Here is an 18892-nt window from a genome sequence, read left to right as displayed (position 1 = left end):
ATGAAATATGTGCTCGTGATTCCAGATGGTTGTGCGGATGAACCGCAAGAAACGTTAGGGGGCAAAACCCCGCTGCAGGCCGCGCGCGTGCCCCACATGGACGCCGTTGTTTCCGAGGGAATCCTCGGCCGCACCGATACCGTGCCCGCGTCGATGCCGTCTGGCAGTGATGTGGGAACGATGAGTCTGTTTGGCTACGACCCGTTGGTGTATCACACGGGGCGTGCCCCGCTGGAAGCCGCCGCACAGGGGATCGAACTGGGGCCGCACGACTGGGCCATTCGTTGTAATTTTGTGACGATCACCGACGGCAACATGGCCAGCTTTACCGCGTCGCAGTTGCCCAATGAGGTGGGCGAAGAATTAATCGGCATTTTGCAGGAAGCGACCTCCGCCGATCCGCAGTGGGAATTCCATCAGGGGGTCAGCTATCGGAATCTGTTGATCTACCGGGCCCAAGACGCCGACGATCAGCCCTTTGGTACGGGAACCTCCACGACACCTCCGCACGATCTCACCGATCAATCGATTGAGCACGATCTCCCTTCGGGCAAAGGGAGTGAATTGCTGCTCGACCTGATGGAGCGCAGTAAGAAACTGTTTGCGAAGTCAGAAAAAAATCAGAAACGCGCTGATGGTCAACCGCCGGCGACGCAGATCTGGTTGTGGGGACAGGGCAGCCGTCCGGCGCTCACGCCGTTTCTGGATCAGTTTGGTAAAACGGGTGCGGTGATCACGGCGGTCGACTTGTTGCGTGGCCTGGGACGCTTACTTGGCTGGGATGTGATTGAAGTCGAAGGCGCTACCGGCTACACCGACACCGATTATGCCGCCAAAGGACGTGCCGCGATTGAAACGCTCAAGCAGTCCGACTTCGTCGTCGTGCATGTGGAAGCGACCGACGAAGCTTCGCATGAAGGGGAAGTCGAAGAAAAAATCAAAGCCCTGGAGAACATCGACGAGCACATCGTTGGCCCCGTGCATGACTATTTGAAATCACAAGGCGAGTATCGCATTCTGGTTTGTCCCGATCATCCGACGTTTTTGAGAACGAAGACGCATAGTCACGGCTACGTGCCGTTCGGGATCTGTGGTTCGAAAGTCCGCCCCGATCAGGCAAGCAATTACGACGAGGTCACCGCCAGCTCGAGTAATCTGTTGCTGCCAAAAGGGTATCAGTTGATGCCGTTCTTTTTTGGGACGTTGACGAACTAGTTGGGGTTGGAAGGCGTTTTCGCATTCACTGTTGGCAAGCCAACAGTGCCCACCCGGTTGTGTTTTTGGGCTACCACGAAAAACACGAAATGACACGAAAAAATGAGCTGGTTTTGTCTGGATGGGCAGTCCGGCTCGTTCCTTTTTCAGCGGCTGCTCTACCTGGGTGAAGTCAGCGTGTGCCACCGCTCGGCTTGCCCGACGGTGCCGTTCTAACAGGGCTCAAGCTGATCGACGGCGCTTGATTCTATTCGACTTCTCAAAAGCGGGGGGACACATGGGTCCCCCCCTACGAATTGGTTACGCATCAGAAAACAAATGCGAACGTTGCGTCTTGCTTATAACGGCCAGTCGCGGAGGATGCGTTCGACTTCTTCGGCGTGGCCGCTTTCATCGCGGACCATGTCTTCCAGCTGGACAGCCATGCCTTTGTCACCGAACTCTTCCGCTTCTTTGGCGCGGGTGGTGTAACCGGCGGTGGCATCCTGCTCGGCTGCCAGAACTGCTTCCAGCATTTCCCGGTTTGAGTGTGCTGCAGTGACTTTCGAGGGAACGGTGGTTGGCTCGCCGCCAAGTGCTACGATTTTATTCGCCAGATATTGGGCGTGCATCTGCTCATCGGGTACTTCGGCGAGGAAGAACTGTGTCAGTTGTGGCCGATAAGGGCCGGTGGCTTTGGCGGCGTACGTTGTATATTGAATGATGGCGGCCAATTCGTTCGCCAGATCCTGATTCAGCTTGTCAATCATTGATTGCTTGTCCATGGTTCTCTCCTGAATAATGAATAGGGGGACCCGCCTGTGATCCGCTAAATTTTAAAAAGCGCTTAATTCACTTTATAGATGATCATTCTACTGAATCAACTCTGGAAGATTAAGCACCCATGAAGAATAGTCTGAGGATCGACAGGAAATCGTAGCAAATTCAGGCTGAGGGGAACTCCTGAGATCGCACCTTGAGGAATGTTGCGTAAAGTGAAAAAAACGAATGATCGGACCCGCCACTTCGATAATGGGCCCCAGGTTAAGAATTTCGGGGTTCTTTTTGGGGGGTATATGGACTATGATTGTACTTAGCACACCGGATGCGTTATTTTGATCGCCGGTGTGTATGCTGTCGTTTTTGAGTATCAAAGTTTTAGATTGGGAGATTTGGGTGTCTGACTGGGTTGAACCTCTGGGAATGCGAATTCTCATTCGTAAAGACGAAAGTCGGCAGACTACGAAGGGGGGGATTGTTCTTCCCGATAAGGCGGAAATTCCGAACATCACGGGCCGCGTTGTCGAAATCAGCGTGCAAATCGAGCGCGATGATGACTTTCCGATCAAGAAGTACGATAAGGTGCTGTTCAATCCCAGCGAAGCCATTCCCGTTGATTTCGAACCGGACAATGTACTGTTCGTGGTTCCCATTGAAGATGTCGTGGCCGTCTTCCGCCGGGGCGATGCAAAAACTGATGAAGTCCGCTCGGCTGAAGAGCAGGAATACGAAGATCCCGACGACTGGGACGAATAAACGATGTGGATGTCGGCTGGCTTGAGTCAGCCGGACTGACCCGGCGTTTTAATTTCTTCCACCAGACTGGGCCGTTGATATCCGGCGGGAATGGAATCCAGGTTCCGATAGGCGACCAGTTCCGCGACGATGCTCAAGGCAATTTCCGGAACGGTTTGCGAGCCGATGTCGAATCCAAGTGGGGCATGCACTTTCGCTAGCGCCTCGCGCGGCGTGCCTGTGCGCAGCAGATCTTCGAAGATCAGTTTCACTTTGCGTTTGCTGCCGATCATGCCGATGTAACGGGCTTCTGTTTGTGCCAGATGCCCGAGTGCCTCTTCATCATGATTGTGTCCCCGTGTCACGATGATGATGAAGGTGTCTTTGTTGACGGTCAGATCTGACAGCACGGTATCGAAGCTTCCCACAATCAGTTGTTTCGCGTCGGGAAAGCGTTCGGGATTGCAGTACTCCTGGCGGTCATCGACGGCAATGATTTCGAAGCCGACGTCACTGGCGAGCGCGGCGACTTTCTGTCCGATGTGACCGCAGCCGACAATTACGAGCTGACAGGTTTGCAGAAAGGTCAGATACGCGATGCCTGCATTTACATAGGGCCGCGGCCGATTCTTGATTGGCTTGAGCCCGTCCCACAATTGCGACGGTGGTTCGGGCTGACCTCGCCAGGCAACGATTTTTGAGTTCGCATCAATCAGATAGCGGTCGGTCTCGCTTCCGCCGGCAGCAGTCTCCGGGTTGATCACGACCGCTTCGGTACAGCCCTGATCACCTTCCAGCAGTTTCATCATGTTTTTGTAATACTCTAAATCGGCTTCACTTTTGATGGGATCGACGAGTACTTTCATCCGGCCGCCACAGATCAGGCCGTCATCCCAGCCGTAATCGCTGTCGAGTTGGAAGGTCATGATTTCCGGCGCGTCGGCATCAAACATTCTCAGAGCGCGGCGTTTGACTTCGGCTTCCACACAACCGCCGCCCAGTGTGCCCGCCTGCGAGCCATCGCGAAAGATGAGCATGGCGGCTCCCGGTTTTTGGGGTGTGGAGCCGCGGGTTTCGACAAGGCAGGTATAACAGACGGGCTTTTGCTGTTGAACAGCCTGTTCCAGTTCGAGTAATAATTCTCGCATGGTCGGTTACTTCATCAGATACTTAAAGCGTATTCAGGAGTGTCCGGGCCGCCTGCAGTTCGCGCGTCAATCCTTCGACCAGCGTCGGCTTCTGATCGCCGGGCAAGACTTCCCAGGTGTAGGTTTCAACTTCCAGGTGCGGCGCGTAGTCGAGTTCTTTTACGGTTGCCAAAGCTTGTTTTAATTCTTTGTGTGTGGTTCCGAGCGGCCCCAGCGATTTGGCGTCCACGGGCACATGGAAGTGAACTCGGAGTTTTTCCGTCTCTTTCAAACGCGGATCGGGGTCCAGCAGGAACTCGCGGGTTAAATCAACAATCCGATAGAGATCGCCCGTTTCCAGACTGCCGATGGTCTGATGCAGATAGCGGGGCTCGGCGTAGTTGGCGAGCAAAGTCCGGCCCGCTTCATTCTCCCAGGGTTGATCCAGTTCAATGGCATTGGAGATATGAATTTTATTGATGCGAATTTCCGCATGCGTGATTTGGCGAATCGAGCCAGGAATGTCTTCGAACTCGACGGCCTGATGACAGACATCGTAACAGGCTCCCAGATATTCTCTGACGGTTCCCAACAGTTGTTTTTTCGCAGCGCGTTCATAGAGCCGTTCAAAAAACACAATCAACTCGTGAGTGAATTCAATCACACAGAACGGCTCTGGCTCGATCGCCAGGCGAATCGTGCGGCCGGTCTCTTCTTTTAATTGTTTCAGAAACGTCGCCAGTTGAATCAGTTGATCAATGCAGGCATTGCTGAAATCGGCGGCGTGCTCGAATTGTTTGAAGCCTAGCGGAACCGTGGAAATGCTGCCTTCCGTTCCTTCCGGTAACAGGGCCGCCAGCACGCGGGCGCAGCCTTTGGTATACTCCAGGCGTTCGAGTGTGGACCAGTCTGGCAGATAGACATTTTCTTTCACGCGTTCGCTGTGAAAATTTCCGAACGGAAACGCATTCAATGTGTAGCAGGTCAGATCGCGTTTCTGGATTTCTTCGGCAAACCGCAGATGCCCTTCCGGCGTGGAGAGAATTTCTTGAATCACGGGTTCCGCCAGCCAGAGTCCTGCCGCCAGCGGTGCGTCCAGCTGTTGTTGAATCGGGAGTGTAAACTCATCGAGTTTTTGTAGAATTTCCGATACCGTCAAACCGGGATGCACGTTGGTGCAATAACTCAAAGGCAGTGTATTCAGCGTCATAGAACTTCCTCAGAGGGCCCTCATATCGGTGGGAAGTAGAAAACACAGCAAACCGGGCAATCTGCTGACAACTTCTATCATAACAGAGACAAACCTGCGGACTACCTGCTAAAAGCATTTACAGGCGGTGATTGCGGTTGTGGAACCCACTTTTCTGGTAAAGACAACTTGTGTTAACATGTAAGTTTAGCGACGATAACGGGTACGAACCTGCATGAAAACAGACAAAAAGCGGGTTTCTGACAAACTCGAACAGAAACTTTTTGTTATGCTGCGTGTTTAGTATAAGCGGGTCACTTACCCCAGAAACTGGGAGCCAGAAGTCAGTTGTGGTTACTACCGAAATCTTGAGTTCACCTTATTTACGCGATCCTGACGTGCAATTGATGCTGCGCGCCAAGGATGGAGATGAAGGTGCGTTCACTGAATTGGTGGCGAACTACCAGGACCGGATAGTCGGAATATTTTGCCATTTGCTGAGGAATCAGGAAGCAGCGGAGGATTTAGCACAGGAAGTCTTTTTGCGGATTTATCGCTCGCGTGCCAACTATGAGCCGAAGGCCAAGTTTTCCACCTGGCTGTTTCGGATTGCCAATAATCTGGCCAGCAATACGCGTCGCAATAAAGGCCGTCGCCGCGAGGTGTCACTCAATCCCCAGGATTCTGGCCCGTTGGGTATCAGGCCGGAAGAGCAGTTGCTGATGGAAAAATCAGGAATGATGCCCACCCGTCAGGCCGGTTTGAAAGAGACCCAGGCGGTCGTGCGACAGGCTTTGGAAACATTAAACGAGCGTCAGCAGATGGCGGTTCTGTTACACAAGTTTGAAGGCATGAGTTATGCGGATATCGGGACCGCAATGAAACTGTCTGAAGCGGCTGTGAAATCATTGTTATCCCGGGCGCGAGAAAACTTACGCGTGCAGTTGGAAAAGCATATTAACGGTTAAAACAAAAACAGGAATTCGTGGTAGAATCCTAACATGAAAAAAGAGATCAAAGAACAGGAACTCGAAAAGCTGGTTGCGTACCTTGATGGCGAGGTGACGGACCAGGAAGCGATCGAGGTTGAGCAATCTCTCTCAACAGATGAGGAAACGCGTGCGCACATCGATGCCCTGGAACGGACCTGGGAATTATTGGACAAGCTGCCGATCAGCAAAGCCTCCAGCGAATTCACCGATAAAACACTTTCCACAATTAAAACCGTTCAACTGGAAGCACAGGCCGCGGAAGAGCAGAACCGATCCGGCTTTTCGTTAAGTAAAAAATCACAGCAACTACTTAAGAGAACGGCGATTGCTGGTGGCTGGATGGTGGGTCTGGCCTGTTCAATTTATATCGGCTTTGCCATCACCAACCAGTGGGTGCCGGACGAGTCAGAGCCTTTGCTCAGAGAGTTATCGTTAATCGAGAACCTGGATACGTATTCGGAAGTCCAAAGCCTGGAATTTCTGGAAGAATTGCAGCAATCAGGAACCTTCAATGAAACCGCGCAGCAATAAAGACGTTCAACGGCGTTCCCGGAGCGCAGGCGCATCCTCAAGCCAGTCACCGGCTTTGTGGCCGCTGCTGTTACGCGCGGTGGGAGTCGGAATGGGAACGGTTGTCTGTGTGATGGTGCTGCTGGGCGCCAGTGGTGCAGATGAAAACCAAGAAGCGGCTAATCGAAAGAAAATTGAAGCGATGACGCCCGCCGAGCGCGCACAATTAAAACGTAATTACGAAAAGTTCCAGAAGCTGTCAGACGCCGAAAAGCAACGTTACCGGGAGATTCATCGCGCGACACACAACCAGCCGGAGCTGAATCGGGTGATGCGTTCTTATTGTAACTGGGTGAAGACACTCTCTCCCTGGGAGCAAGAAGATCTGAGGAATGCGACGCCGGAAGAACGCATCGAGCTGATTCGCAAATTCCGATCGGCTCATCAAGGGGCAGGACGTCATCGTGGCAATCGAAATTATTTTGAGGTTTCCAGAATTCTTGAAGTCAATTTCATGGAGCCCCGGTGGAAATTTCTGCGGCTTTCACGAACCTCGCCAGAACTGTTTAAAGAAGTGATTGGAATCATAGAGAAAAGCTTGCCTGGTCCGGTGAATTATCCTCGGCCCAAAAATCAGATGTCTGACCTGGATCAATCGCTGGTTGTCTTACAGACAGCGCTCCAGGTAAAAAAACAACAGGATGATGTTGACGGTGCGGACTGGCCGCGTCCGGAAGTGGTCGACCAAATTCAAAAAGTATTGGACGACAATCAATATTTCATCCCCAGGCTGGGCGAAAAACGGGGGCCCAGAGCCGAGGCCTTTCGCAACGATCTGCGCCGTATGCAGATACCGATCTTTTTAGCAAAAGGTCTGATGGATCAGTTATTTAGTTCCGTGAGACAGGAACTGTCTCAGATCAATCCTCCCGATGAAGAATTGCATCACTATTTTGAGACCTTGGAGACGAAATTCAAAGACTATTTGATGAAGCTTCCGCCAGAGGAAATGCAGGAAAAATTGAAGTATTGGTACTTGACCAAACATCTACCGCCGGAAGTCAAGAAAAAGATCAACCAGCAGTCCGAGGAAGTCAAGAGTCTGATTTTTCAGCACTTATTTCGGGGACTTGATCTGAAATTGCTCTTCCCGGAAGGCTTTGGCGGGCGTAGCTTTAATGAACGTCTCAAAGACCGCGCCAAAGAACGTGCGAATGAAACTAACGACCGCCCCAATAAACGATTTCGCGGGCCTGGAAATCGCGGCCCCGGCGAGCGACTGAATCGCGATCGGAGACCGGGTCAAGGGCCCCTGAGACGCCCCGGTCCGCCGCCTGAGAAGCCTGATGCTTGAAAATCAGGCCGAAATCCTGTCTGATAGATTCTGAAACAAGTTCAGAATTTTCTACCTCGATCCAGGGATTTCCGTGCGTCTGAAGATGTGCGGGTATTCCGTGGTGGCGGGTTTTCATTGGAACAGGAGCGATCCCATGTTGCGTTCATTCATCTCAGCCAGCCTGATGACAGGTTTGATGCTGTTTGCTTTTGCAGAAATCGGCACTCTCGAAGCCAAAGATCCTGCGCCGTTAAAAACATTCCAAAAAGACCAGATACCACAAAGTATGCAGGGACTGCCTTTGTTGTTTCACGAGAATTTCCAGGCAGGGAATTCCAAACATTGGGAGCTTACAGACAATACCGCCTGGAAAATTATCAAGCAGGGCGACAACAAAGCCTTCAGCCTGACGAAGAAGCGCAGCAAGTATGAGCCGCCGGTTCGCTCGCCTTATAATCGTGCATTATTGAAAAACATTTCCGTGAGCGATTTCATTTTTGATGTCAAGCTGCAATCGACGATTCCCGATTACGGGCATCGGGATTTATGTCTGTTTTTTGGTTATCAGGACAACGCTCATTTTTACTATGTGCATCTCGGTAAAAAGACGGACGATCATGCCAACCAGATCTTCATTGTCAATAATAAGCCGCGTACCAAGATTTCGACCAAAACCACACCGGGGACGGACTGGGATGACGAATGGCATCACGCGCGTGTTGTCCGTGATACAAAAACCGGTTCGATCAAAATTTATTTTGATGACATGCAAGAGCCGATCATGACGGCGACTGACAAAACATTTCTCACAGGGCGCGTGGGAATTGGCTCGTTTGATGATACTGGTAATTTTGACGAAATTCTGCTGTTCGGTAAAAAAGTCGAATAGCCGCTGTCGTCTGTCGTGTCTGAGTTCATCGTCATAGCCGATCCCTACTTTTGAACCTCACCAACAGGAACATCTGATGCGATACCCGTTTCCCCTGTTTGTCATCGCTTTGTTCGTTAGTTTCCCTTCCTTAGTTTTGGCGCAAGCTTTAGAGTTCCCGGAACAGCTACCGGGGACGGCGCCGCTGAAACTGACGATTCCTCTCGACGAACATATGGTGGCGGGCATCGACGGTTATGCATTACAGGCATTAGCGAAGTCGCCGGAACTGCGTCCCGAGAAATGGGACTACGATTTCGACAGCCACGCTGCGTTTATTGAAAGTATCAAGGAGAATCGGGCGCGATTCAAAACATTTATTGGTGCGGTCGACCCTCGCGTTGCCGGCCCCGGATTTGAATTACTGACGACGACAGAAAACACATCCGTCATTGCCGAGTGCCCGCAATTCAAAGTGCACGTCGTACGCTGGCAGGTGCTGGACGGCATGACCGCGGCAGGACTCTTATTACAACCGACGAGTGACATCAAGGCACGCGTGGTAGCATTGCCCGATGCCGACTGGACCCCGGAAATGTTTATTGGTTTGAAGCCGGGCGTTCCGAAGTCAGCACAGATTCCGTTGAAACTGGCCGCTTCGGGAGTTCAGGTTGTGATTCCTACGTTAATGAGCCGCGAGTCCGATTTCTCCGGGCATCCGAAGGTGTTTTATACCAACCAGCCGCACCGTGAATTTATCTATCGCATGGCGTTCGAGATGGGACGCCACGTGATCGGTTACGAAGTACAAAAGGTGATGGCGGCCGTTGATCAGTTTGAGCGTCTGGATAAAAAAGAGCGTCGTATTTTACCGATCGGCGTGGTTGGGGTGGGTGAAGGCGCATTGCTGGCATTATTTAGTGGTGCCGCCGATTACCGTATCAAAGCCACATGGGTGGCCGGCTATTTCCAGCAACGGGAAAACGTCTGGCAGGAACCCATTTATCGCAATGTCTGGAGCCAGCTCACCGAGTTTGGCGATGCGGAAATCGCCGGCATGATCGCACCACGGTCTTGCGTCATCGAGGCTTGCTCGGTGCCCGTTGTTGAGGGGCCACCCAAGGCAAAACCGGGGATCAGGGCCTCAGCGGCACCCGGAGTGATCAACATCGCATCACCCGAATCAGTCCGCGCAGAATATGCCAGGGTGGTGCCGGTATTCGAGAAACTGGGACTGAAAGAGAATCTCTCACTGGTAATCAAAGGGGATGGCGCGGAACCCGCCGGCTCGGATCAAGCGCGCCAGCAGTTTCTATTTGGCTTAAGAGTCAAAATAAATAAAAAGCGGCTTCCGCCTGTCGTGTTAACGCCGGTCGCCAATGGCGTGGTTGTTGATCCTGCAACGCGACAGGAACAGCAGTTTCAAGAAATGAATGAATTTACTCAGGAAGTGTTGAATCGATCGGCCCGCTATCGGGATGAGGAATGGCAGCCGAGTAAATATCAGTCGATCGAAGCGTGGGAAAAGGTTTCCGATGGGTTACGTGCGAAGGTGTATGACGAATTGATCGGCCGACTTCCTCAACCGGCCAAAGCGGTTCCTTTGAATGTCAAAACACGAAAAGTAATTCAGCACGCACAATATCAGGGCTATGAAGTCATGTTGGACGTGCTGCCCGAGATTGTTGCCGGCGGCATTTTGCTGATTCCCAACGATCTGAAACCGGGAGAACAGCGACCGGTGATTGTCTGCCAGCATGGTCTGGAAGGAACGCCGATGGACACCATTAATGCAGATGGTAGAACTTTTGCCGCTTACAAAAACTTTAGTGCAGAACTGGTGAAAAAGGGACTCATTGTCTATGTCCCGCAGAATCCGTATCGAGGCTTTGATCGCTTTCGCACATTGCAGCGAAAGTCCAATCCCATGCAGCGTTCGTTATACAGTTACATCATCCCCCAGCATGAACGGACTCTGGCCTGGCTCGATTCGCTTCCCTTTGTCGATGGGAAACGGATCGGGTTTTACGGGCTTTCCTATGGTGGTAAAACGGCCGTACGCGTGCCCCCGTTTGTGAAGCAGTATGTGTTTTCGATTTGTTCGGGGGACTTTAACGAATGGGTTCGCAAAAATGCAGACAGTGCCCACCGCTTTAGTTACGTATTTCATGGTGAATACGAAATCTTCGAATGGAACATGGGACATGTCGCCAATTATGCTGAGCTGTCTTATCTGATGGCGCCTCGGCCCTTCATGGTCGAACGCGGGCATAATGATGGTGTGGCACCCGATGAATGGGTGGCAGCTGAATACGCGAAAGTCAGGCGGTTTTATGTGCAGATGGGAATCGGTGATCAGACAGAAATCGAATATTTCAATGGGCCGCACACGATTAATGGGAAAGAGACCTTTGCCTTTATCCTGCGGAACCTGAATTGGTCCGAACCGGCTCAAAAATAGCCTCTGATGTCTGACAGTTCGGTTTTCCCGGCTAAAAAAGCGTTCGTTCACATGCGAATTTCGCGATTAATGTGTATATTATAATTGCCGGTAGATATAAAATCAGGGCAATGTGTACTTGCGGATAGTGTTCGTATACTCTTTCCAGGAGAGACAGCGAAGGTCAGGCCGTGCTCCGTATCAGTCGCCCTTTTTCAGAGTCAGACATTTCATTCCAAATGGGCTATCAAACATGAGTAAAGCTGCCACAGGTTCAGAGGAAGAAGTTCCCCAGGAATCAACGCTGGAAACGGATATCAAGTCACTGAAAGAGATCAGTGCGAATTTGAAAATGGACTACAATGGCAACATCTCTCAAGTCTCCTTTTCGGGTTCGAAGCTGGTCGATGCAGGATTGGTCTACCTCGGACGTTTGTCAAAACTTCGGAAGCTGGACCTGTCCGGCTCCAAAGTAACCGATGAGGGTATGGTTCACATCAAGCCATTGAAGAGCTTGCGTGAGATCTCTCTGCATGGAATTCCGGTCTCAGATGAGGGGCTGGCGGAATTCAAAAAGTTGACCAATCTGGAAATTTTGAATCTGTCTCGTACCAAGGTAACCGACGCTGGTTTAAAACACCTCAAAGGTCTGGATAACCTGAAAGAGCTGTATCTGACCGGGATGGAAATCACCGATGATGGTCTGGCGCATCTTTCCGGATTGAAAAGCCTGGAAACATTGGGTCTGTCTGAAACTCAGATTTCAGATGAAGGTTTGGCGCATATCAAAGGCTTGAAAAAACTGCGCGTGCTTCTGCTGCGAGACACTCATATTTCTGACGATGGACTCAAGCAAATCAAAGGGCTCACTCGCTTGCAACGCCTCTGGTTACGCAATACGAATGTCACAGATGACGGGATGAAATATCTGGTCAAGATGAAAGACATGGAATGGCTCGAGTTGAACGATACCGAAGTTGGCAATGCCGGAATTATGGAACTCAAGGTTCTTGAGAATATGGTGGATATGAACCTGCGGAATACCAATGTGACTGATAAATGTATTCCTTCGCTCAAAAAGCTGAAAAATCTGGGCACGCTTTATATCGACGGAACAGAAATCACTGAAGAGGGAATTGCCAAACTTGAAAAATCGCTCCCTTATTGCCGGGTTGAGCAATAAGCGAACGAATTCTCAGGCATAGTTGGATTCAGCGGGAATGGGTTGGTCCTCACTGCCCATTTCGAATCCCAGTTCTTCGGGCAGCACTGTTGGCTGATAACCCAGTAACCTCTCCGCTTTGCTGAGATCCCAGCGGCGTTTGGAGCTTTCGCCGACGATCGTGATGACTTCGCAGCCTTTGATCTCGGCTGTCAGTGCTTTCTGATAAGCCTGCATCAGATCGGGGAAGGGGACCCATTGTGGCCTGAGCGGTTGAGTTTTCCAGAGCGGATGTGCGAGGTCAATCGGTTTGGGAATCCGCAGGCAGACGATCGACATCCCCAACGCACGTGCATAATGCGCACACATGACTTCACACAGTTGTTTTGTGAGGGCATACGAGCCGACCGGCAGTGGTGGGGCATCAGATTCGACCCACGTTGGCGCTTGATACCCCAGAACCGTCATCACCGTGCTGGTAAAGATGAACCGTTTCACGCCGGCGTCGTGGGCCGCTTCGAGTAGATTGAACGTTCCCTTCACATTCACGTCGAAGCGTTTGCAGTTTAAGTCATCCCCTTCCATCGGACCTTCATCGGCCTGTTTCGCCAGATGAATCACAGCGTCCACGCCCTGCATCGCCGACCGGGTTTGTGCCGGGTCGGTGATATCCAATGTGATAAAACGCGAGTCATCGTGATTGGGATGAATGTCGCCCAGAATCAGCTCGTCCTCGGTTTGCCAGTGCTGTGCGAAATATCGTCCGACATAACCGGCGGCCCCAGTCATTAACACTCTCATTATTTAAAACTCGCTTAGAGGGAGAAGATGTTCTATTGAATTCAGGAGATCGATTCCTGACAGACTCGCAGCATATTGCCGCCGATAATTTTCTGAATGTCCGCGTCAGAGTAGCCGCGTTGAACCAGACCCACGGTAAACAAAGGCCAGTTGGTCCAGGAAACGCTGGTGCTCATTTCTGGGGTTGTACGGAAGCTGTCAGGTGGCCACAAACTGCGCCAGGGAGTTCGCGAACGTGGTGCTTTGGGTACTTTTTTACTCTCAAGCGCGCCATTCCGCGAGGAATAAGCGACGTCCGTGCCAATGGCGATATGATCGATTCCGTATTTTTTTACAACGTAGTCGATATGATCCAGCAGCCGATTGATATCGCCGCTGCCTCCCAGGTAACGGGGAATACAGCAGATGCCGATCAAGCCGCCCGTATCGACAATGGCTTTGATGACATTATCCGGCTTGCTACGAATGTGATGATGCAGGCTGGCACAGGTGGTGTGACTGGCGACGACCGGTTTTTCGGAAACCAGCGCCGTTTCCAGACTGGTTTGCCAGCCGGAATGTGCGACGTCCGGAATAATTCCCAATCGGTTCATTTCGCCAACGACCGTCCGGCCAAAGTCACTTAGTCCGGCGTTCGCCGGTTCAGCACAACCATCGCCCAGCATGTTGCGGCGGTTGTACGTCATATGCATCATTCGAATTCCCAGTTGGAAGAAGATCCGCATGTATTTCATTTCATCGGTTGTAGTTTCCCACTGTTGAGTGAGAGGAACGCCGTTACCGGTCAGGTATAAACAGTGGCGACCCTCTTTTTTCGCCTGCACGATGTCATCGGGAGTCACCGCTTTGGGTACAAAATCGGCAAGCATGTCCGTGGTAAACGTGAACCGCGCCAGCCGTTTGATCAGTCGCAGCGGGTCCTGCCCTTCTTCGCCGGCGTTCTGAAAGATACAGGTCACGCCTGACGCATCGAAGGCTTCTTTGAACTCGCGTTGTTCCGCGGGGTCGGTTACGCAGCGCGTCATCCCCATGTCTTCCCTGAGGTCCTGCAGTTCTGCTGTGGAGGCATTCGCGTTGATGGCAGCTGCCAGTTTGTCGCCGTCAATGGCGGCCCGTGGCGCAAAGCCGTAAGAATCAAAGACCAGTGAATCAGCATGGAGCTGCAAACCGTGCTCCAGTTGCTTCGGCGTCGGTTTCAGAATATCCAGGGCCACTTTGCGTGCGTGCAGAATTTTCTCGTTCTGGATCGGCTTTGGTTTCGCAGAGGTAGTAGACTCAGTGCCTGCTTGCTTTTCCGCCGCTGAGAGCGAGGAAGCCGCGGCAGCTCCCAAACCTGTGGCGGCCAGAGAAGTTCCCAGAAACGAACGACGGTTGATCGAGTTGCTCATGATGAATTCCGTAGGTAGGGGTGGAGGATTATTAAGGTGAGGTCAAAGTCAGGAACCGGCGATCATTTTTGATCGCATCCACATCCGCCGCTGGAACAGCCCGATGGCGCGGGTGTTTCGTCGACGGGATGAAATACAATTCGCCAGGCGTAATTGGCGTTTAGTTCCTGCGCAAGAATTTCTAAGGCGGGCATCCTGCTTCCCAGATAATACAGCACGACCGTTTGCTGATCAAATAATTGTTCGCAGTCAATGATTTCCGTCGGCATCCCCCGCTCTTGAATCAGGGTTTGACAATCCTGAAAAACACGGGTGGTGACATCTTCCTGGCGAGAAAGTGTCTCCTGGTCTGTCAGGGTGAATTCACGCAGAATCGTACCGGCGGCGGTCCCCGTTTGTTCCAGCAAATCAACGGACGAAAGAATCTCGCCAACTTCTTCGCCGCGACTGGTTTCTAAAATGACGCGTTCACGATGCGCATAAGCAGCGTCCGCTTCACCCGCGAAATGATCGACCCAGCCCATGACGCCATAACGGACCAGAAACAGATTTTGCGGAGTCCCCTCTGATTCAAACGCAGAAGCGTTGATTAAGAGTACGCCCGATTCCTGTTTGAGCTCATAGCGGGTCAAAGGAAATTCCGGAAAGTCGTGGCATTCTCCTGTCGCGACATCGAAGGTCCAGTCGTGCAACGGACAGGCGACTTCCGTTCCACAGCCCTCGCCTTCAATTAGCGAAGCACCCTGATGCGGACAGGAATCCTGAATCGCATAAAACGCGCCCGGTTGTTCTGCGTCAGTGACATGAAACACGGCAATGTCGATGCCTTTGATCGAATATGATTTACGCGCACCGGGGTCAATTTCGGAAATTGCTCCCAGTGGAATCCAGTCTGTCATAGTGTATTGGTCCAACGTCAAATTCGGGTGTTGCCACTCTGGCCGATGAATTCATTTTATTATATGCTCAACAGGTAATCATACCGTTTTATCTTCAAAGTGTCTTCCTGGAGCGAAAAAACAGCATGGCTGTGCGACATATCTTACTGGACATGGATGGCGTCATCTCTGATTTTATGGGCGCGATTCTGGAGTTGCACGGTCAGGCGCATCTGGCCGAGAACTGGCCTGAGGGAGAGTCTGATTACGCCGGCGTGCTGGGGATGACCAAAGATGAATTCTGGAAACCCGTCGATTCCATTGGCGGCCGCTTCTGGAAAGAGTTTCCCCCGTATCCCTGGTTGAATGAGTTGCATTCGCTTATCAAACAGACGGCTCCCTTTACCATCAGTACCTCTCCCAGCCGCAGTGCAGCCTGTGCTTCGGCTAAGGTAGAATGGCTCAGGCAGCACTTTAACGAGCCTCTGTTTATGGACTTTATGATTGGAACACAGAAGTATCTACTAGCGAAACCGGATGTCGTGTTGATTGATGATCAGCATAAAAACGTGGATCGATTTCGCGAACATGGCGGCCAGGCGATTCTGTTTCCACAAGCCTGGAATGCGAATTATGCGATTAGAGACAAGGTCGGATACGTCAAATCAGAGCTGGAAAGACTGCAGAAAACGCTCTGACCGCCGTTTTGAGGCACAGGAATACTGAACATGCGGTGCTTTTTCTGTAATAAAGGGTAGTTTTTGCCACTCAGGAAAGGTATCCTAAGGCGTGTTTCATAAATAAAGTTGTTAAATCAAAGTTGACGAATAGGGAATATAAGGGACAATATATATAAGCAGTCACCGAGAAGACTTAAGAAGTCAGTGCTATCAGGGTTGCTTTTGTATTTAAGTGTCTGCCTTTACCGCCTTCCCAATTTCCTCGTAGCACAACAACCACCAAGCCTCACGCGTATCCTTCCTATTGATTTTGGGATAGAACATCGAGATGAAATCTCTAGTCTATCAGTATCTTGGTTGTCTGATTCTGCTTTCCGCTCTCCCTGCGCAAGCAGCCGAGGCACCTCCGAAATCATCCTTGAGCGTGTATCCTGCAAAAGTGCAGTTAACAGGAAACCGATCTCGGCAACAACTGCTGATTTCCGGGACGCAAAAGAAACAAACCATTGATCTGACCCGCGATGTGAAATTTCAGTCGGATCAACCTTCGGTGATTCAGGTCGATCAGGCCGGAGTGATTCATCCGCTTTCCAATGGCTCGGCGACAGTGACCGTTTCCGATGGTGCGCAGAGTGTCAAAGTTCCCGTTGAAGTCAAAGACTTTGACAAACAGCCTTTGATTGATTTCGAACGCGATATCCATCCGATGTTTTCCCGCTTTCACTGTAACGGCGGTTCCTGTCACGGGAAGCAACGTGGTCAGGGCGGCTTCCAGTTATCGATGTTTGCCTTCGATCCCGAATTCGATTACGCCGCACTGACGAAAGAATCACGCGGACGACGCGCGTCTCCACTCGCGCCGGACCAAAGTCTGGTGCTACTCAAAGGGGCCGGTAAAGTTCCACATGGCGGGGGCAAAAAGCTGCCGGAAAACAGCGATTACTATCGGCTCATGGAACAGTGGATTGCCGAAGGTGCTACACGTGCTGTCGCTGATACACCGAAGCTGGTGAAAATCTCGGCATATCCGACCGAGCGAATCATGCGGCCCAAAACAAAACAGCAAATGGTGGTGACCGCGCATTACAGCGATGGTTCCACCCGCGACGTTACTGATCTGGCCGAATTCATGTCGAGCGAAAGCGTTTATGTTTCCGTTAACGAACAAGGTCTGGTGACCGCGGGTTCTCTGATGGGCGAGGCCTCGATCATGGCCCGCTATATGGGAAATTTTGCTTCGTTCAGCGTGACGATTCCTTCTAAATATTCGGTTCCCGACGACTATTATACGAAGTTGCCTCGCAACAATTTTATTGATGGACTGGTCTGGGACAAACTCAAAAAATATGGCCTGAAACCTTCAGAGCCGGTCGATGATGCAACTTACTTGCGTCGCGTTTCCATTGACGTTATTGGCCGTACGCCGACGGCGGAAGAAGCCCGCGCGTTTCTGCAGGATCCTTCTCCAAATAAACGCGAGCGTCTGGTGGACTATCTGCTCGAACAACCGGAGTACGGTGATCACTGGGCCAATAAGTGGGCCGATCTCTTGCGCCCCAATCCGTATCATGTGGGTATCAAGACTGTGCTGAATTATGATGCCTGGATTCGGCAATCATTTCACCAGAACAAGCCCCTCGATCAGTTCACGCGTGAATTACTGACTGCCAAAGGCGGGACGTGGCACAACGGTGCGGTCACCATGTTCCGCGATCGTCGAAAACCCGAAGAACTTACCACAATCGTCAGCCAACTCTTCCTGGGAATTCGCTTGAGCTGTGCCCAGTGTCATCATCATCCCTCCGAAGTCTGGGGCCAGGATGATTTCTACAGTTTTGCTGCTTACTTCGCCAAAATTGGTCGCAAAGGCCGTGGAATCTCGGCACCGATTTCAGGCTCGGAAGAAATGGTCTTTACCGCAAATTCCGGTAGTGTGAAACACCCGTTGACAAACGAAGTGCTGGAGCCGCGACCTCTGTTTGGTGAAGTACCCGAAATCAAACCGAATCAGGATCCTCGCGATATTCTGGCGGATTGGATTATCTCGCCTCAGAATCATTTCTTCGCCGAAGTCAGCGCGAACCGCATCTGGGCCGATCTGATGGGACGCGGCATCGTCGAACCGATTGACGATTTTCGGGAAAGTAATCCCCCCACGAATGCACCGCTGATCAAGGCACTGGGAAAACAGTTCCGCGATCAGAAATTCGATATGAAACAATTTATCAAGACGATTGTGACTTCGCACGTTTACAGCTTGAGTGCTCTGCCCAATGAAACCAATGTGGGTGACACGCGAAATTACTCACGACATTATCGTCAACGTCTGCGTGCCGAGGTGCTCGTGGACAGTGTGAGCGAATTGATCGGCGTCCCGGAAACATTCTCGGCAATGCCCGCAGGTTCCACTGCGAAACAACTCTGGACCCACCGCGTGAGCTCGGTCTTCCTCGATTCATTTGGTCGTCCCGATCCGAATCAGGATCCACCTTGCGAACGGACTACAGATACCACAGTCGTGCAGGTGTTGCATATGATGAACTCGCGCGACATGTATTCCCGCATTCAATCGAAAAATGGAAATAGTGCAAAATGGGCGAAAAGCAAAATGACGCCCGATCAAATAGTCGAAGAAATTTATCTGACAGCATATTCACGTTATCCGACCATTGAAGAAAAACGACTGGGACGCTCCCTGTTCGAAGAGGAAGGAGCGAATCGACAACAGGTCATCGAAGACCTGATGTGGGCTCTGCTCAATACACCGGAATACCTTTTCAAGAACTAAGGCCCCCTACCTTCAAGACAACAG

General features: G+C 51.5%; 16 protein-coding genes. 10 read left to right on the top strand and 6 right to left on the bottom strand.

Features of this window, described 5'->3' with window-relative positions:
* On the top strand, positions 1–1215 hold the full coding sequence (locus Pan241w_RS28860; protein WP_145222969.1) for a cofactor-independent phosphoglycerate mutase: 1215 nt from the start codon (positions 1–3) through the stop codon (positions 1213–1215).
* Between the two features lie 338 nt (positions 1216–1553).
* Here the strand turns inward: Pan241w_RS28860 and Pan241w_RS28855 are convergent, their stop codons facing one another.
* Entirely contained in the window at positions 1554–1979 is a 426-nt protein-coding gene (locus Pan241w_RS28855) for a ferritin-like domain-containing protein (RefSeq protein ID WP_145222967.1), read from the bottom strand.
* A 391-nt stretch (positions 1980–2370) separates the two neighbouring features.
* On the opposite strand from Pan241w_RS28855, the gene Pan241w_RS28850 reads away from it, so the two are divergent.
* Positions 2371–2730 (top strand): co-chaperone GroES, encoded by a 360-nt coding sequence (locus Pan241w_RS28850; RefSeq protein WP_198000225.1) that lies wholly within the window; start codon positions 2371–2373, stop codon positions 2728–2730.
* 26 nt (positions 2731–2756) lie between these two features.
* On the opposite strand, the gene Pan241w_RS28845 is transcribed toward Pan241w_RS28850, so the two are convergent.
* Together Pan241w_RS28845 and eboE are read right to left on the bottom strand one after the other, a co-directional pair.
* Positions 2757–3857 (bottom strand): XdhC family protein, encoded by a 1101-nt coding sequence (locus Pan241w_RS28845; protein ID WP_145222963.1) that lies wholly within the window; start codon positions 3855–3857, stop codon positions 2757–2759.
* A 22-nt stretch (positions 3858–3879) separates the two neighbouring features.
* Entirely contained in the window at positions 3880–5046 is a 1167-nt protein-coding gene (gene eboE, locus Pan241w_RS28840) for a metabolite traffic protein EboE (protein WP_145222962.1), read from the bottom strand.
* A gap of 329 nt (positions 5047–5375) precedes the next feature.
* Here eboE and Pan241w_RS28835 point away from each other — a divergent pair, with 329 nt between their 5' ends.
* From Pan241w_RS28835 to Pan241w_RS28810, 6 genes are all read left to right on the top strand, one after another.
* A complete protein-coding gene (locus tag Pan241w_RS28835; RefSeq protein WP_232107305.1) occupies positions 5376–5993 on the top strand; it encodes an RNA polymerase sigma factor in 618 nt (205 codons plus the stop codon).
* 33 nt (positions 5994–6026) lie between these two features.
* On the top strand, positions 6027–6548 hold the full coding sequence (locus Pan241w_RS28830) for an anti-sigma factor family protein (RefSeq protein ID WP_145222960.1): 522 nt from the start codon (positions 6027–6029) through the stop codon (positions 6546–6548).
* Positions 6529–7881 (top strand): hypothetical protein, encoded by a 1353-nt coding sequence (locus tag Pan241w_RS28825; protein WP_145222958.1) that lies wholly within the window; start codon positions 6529–6531, stop codon positions 7879–7881. Before Pan241w_RS28830 ends, Pan241w_RS28825 begins: the two co-directional genes overlap by 20 nt.
* A gap of 136 nt (positions 7882–8017) precedes the next feature.
* Positions 8018–8752 (top strand): hypothetical protein, encoded by a 735-nt coding sequence (locus Pan241w_RS28820; protein ID WP_145222956.1) that lies wholly within the window; start codon positions 8018–8020, stop codon positions 8750–8752.
* Positions 8753–8828: 76 nt separating this feature from the next.
* Positions 8829–11192, top strand: coding sequence for an alpha/beta hydrolase family protein (locus Pan241w_RS28815; RefSeq protein WP_145222954.1), 2364 nt, complete (start codon positions 8829–8831; stop codon positions 11190–11192).
* A gap of 232 nt (positions 11193–11424) precedes the next feature.
* Positions 11425–12354: a leucine-rich repeat domain-containing protein gene (locus Pan241w_RS28810; protein WP_145222952.1), complete on the top strand. Its 930-nt coding sequence runs from the start codon at positions 11425–11427 to the stop codon at positions 12352–12354.
* 12 nt (positions 12355–12366) lie between these two features.
* Here the strand turns inward: Pan241w_RS28810 and Pan241w_RS28805 are convergent, their stop codons facing one another.
* The 3 genes from Pan241w_RS28805 to Pan241w_RS28795 all read right to left on the bottom strand — a co-directional run bounded on the left by Pan241w_RS28805 (position 12367) and on the right by Pan241w_RS28795 (position 15421).
* The gene (locus tag Pan241w_RS28805; RefSeq protein WP_198000224.1) at positions 12367–13122 is read right to left on the bottom strand and encodes an NAD-dependent epimerase/dehydratase family protein; all 756 of its coding nucleotides are present in this window, start codon (positions 13120–13122) and stop codon (positions 12367–12369) included.
* Between the two features lie 53 nt (positions 13123–13175).
* Positions 13176–14522 carry a dipeptidase gene (locus Pan241w_RS28800; protein WP_198000223.1) on the bottom strand — a complete coding sequence of 449 codons (1347 nt, stop codon included), beginning with the start codon at positions 14520–14522 and terminating at the stop codon, positions 13176–13178.
* A gap of 62 nt (positions 14523–14584) precedes the next feature.
* Positions 14585–15421, bottom strand: a complete 837-nt coding sequence (locus Pan241w_RS28795; protein ID WP_145222946.1) for a Rieske 2Fe-2S domain-containing protein — start codon at positions 15419–15421, stop codon at positions 14585–14587.
* A 125-nt stretch (positions 15422–15546) separates the two neighbouring features.
* Here Pan241w_RS28795 and Pan241w_RS28790 point away from each other — a divergent pair, with 125 nt between their 5' ends.
* Together Pan241w_RS28790 and Pan241w_RS28785 are read left to right on the top strand one after the other, a co-directional pair.
* Entirely contained in the window at positions 15547–16098 is a 552-nt protein-coding gene (locus Pan241w_RS28790) for a 5' nucleotidase, NT5C type (protein WP_145222944.1), read from the top strand.
* Positions 16099–16408: 310 nt separating this feature from the next.
* A complete protein-coding gene (locus Pan241w_RS28785; protein WP_145222942.1) occupies positions 16409–18868 on the top strand; it encodes a DUF1549 domain-containing protein in 2460 nt (819 codons plus the stop codon).
* Positions 18869–18892: the final 24 nt, after the last annotated feature.

This window comes from Gimesia alba (assembly GCF_007744675.1).
In the GTDB taxonomy this organism is placed as follows: Bacteria; Planctomycetota; Planctomycetia; order Planctomycetales; family Planctomycetaceae; genus Gimesia; species Gimesia alba.
The sequence above is the reverse complement of the archived record's forward strand: the minus strand, read 5'-3'. Positions and strand labels throughout refer to the sequence as shown.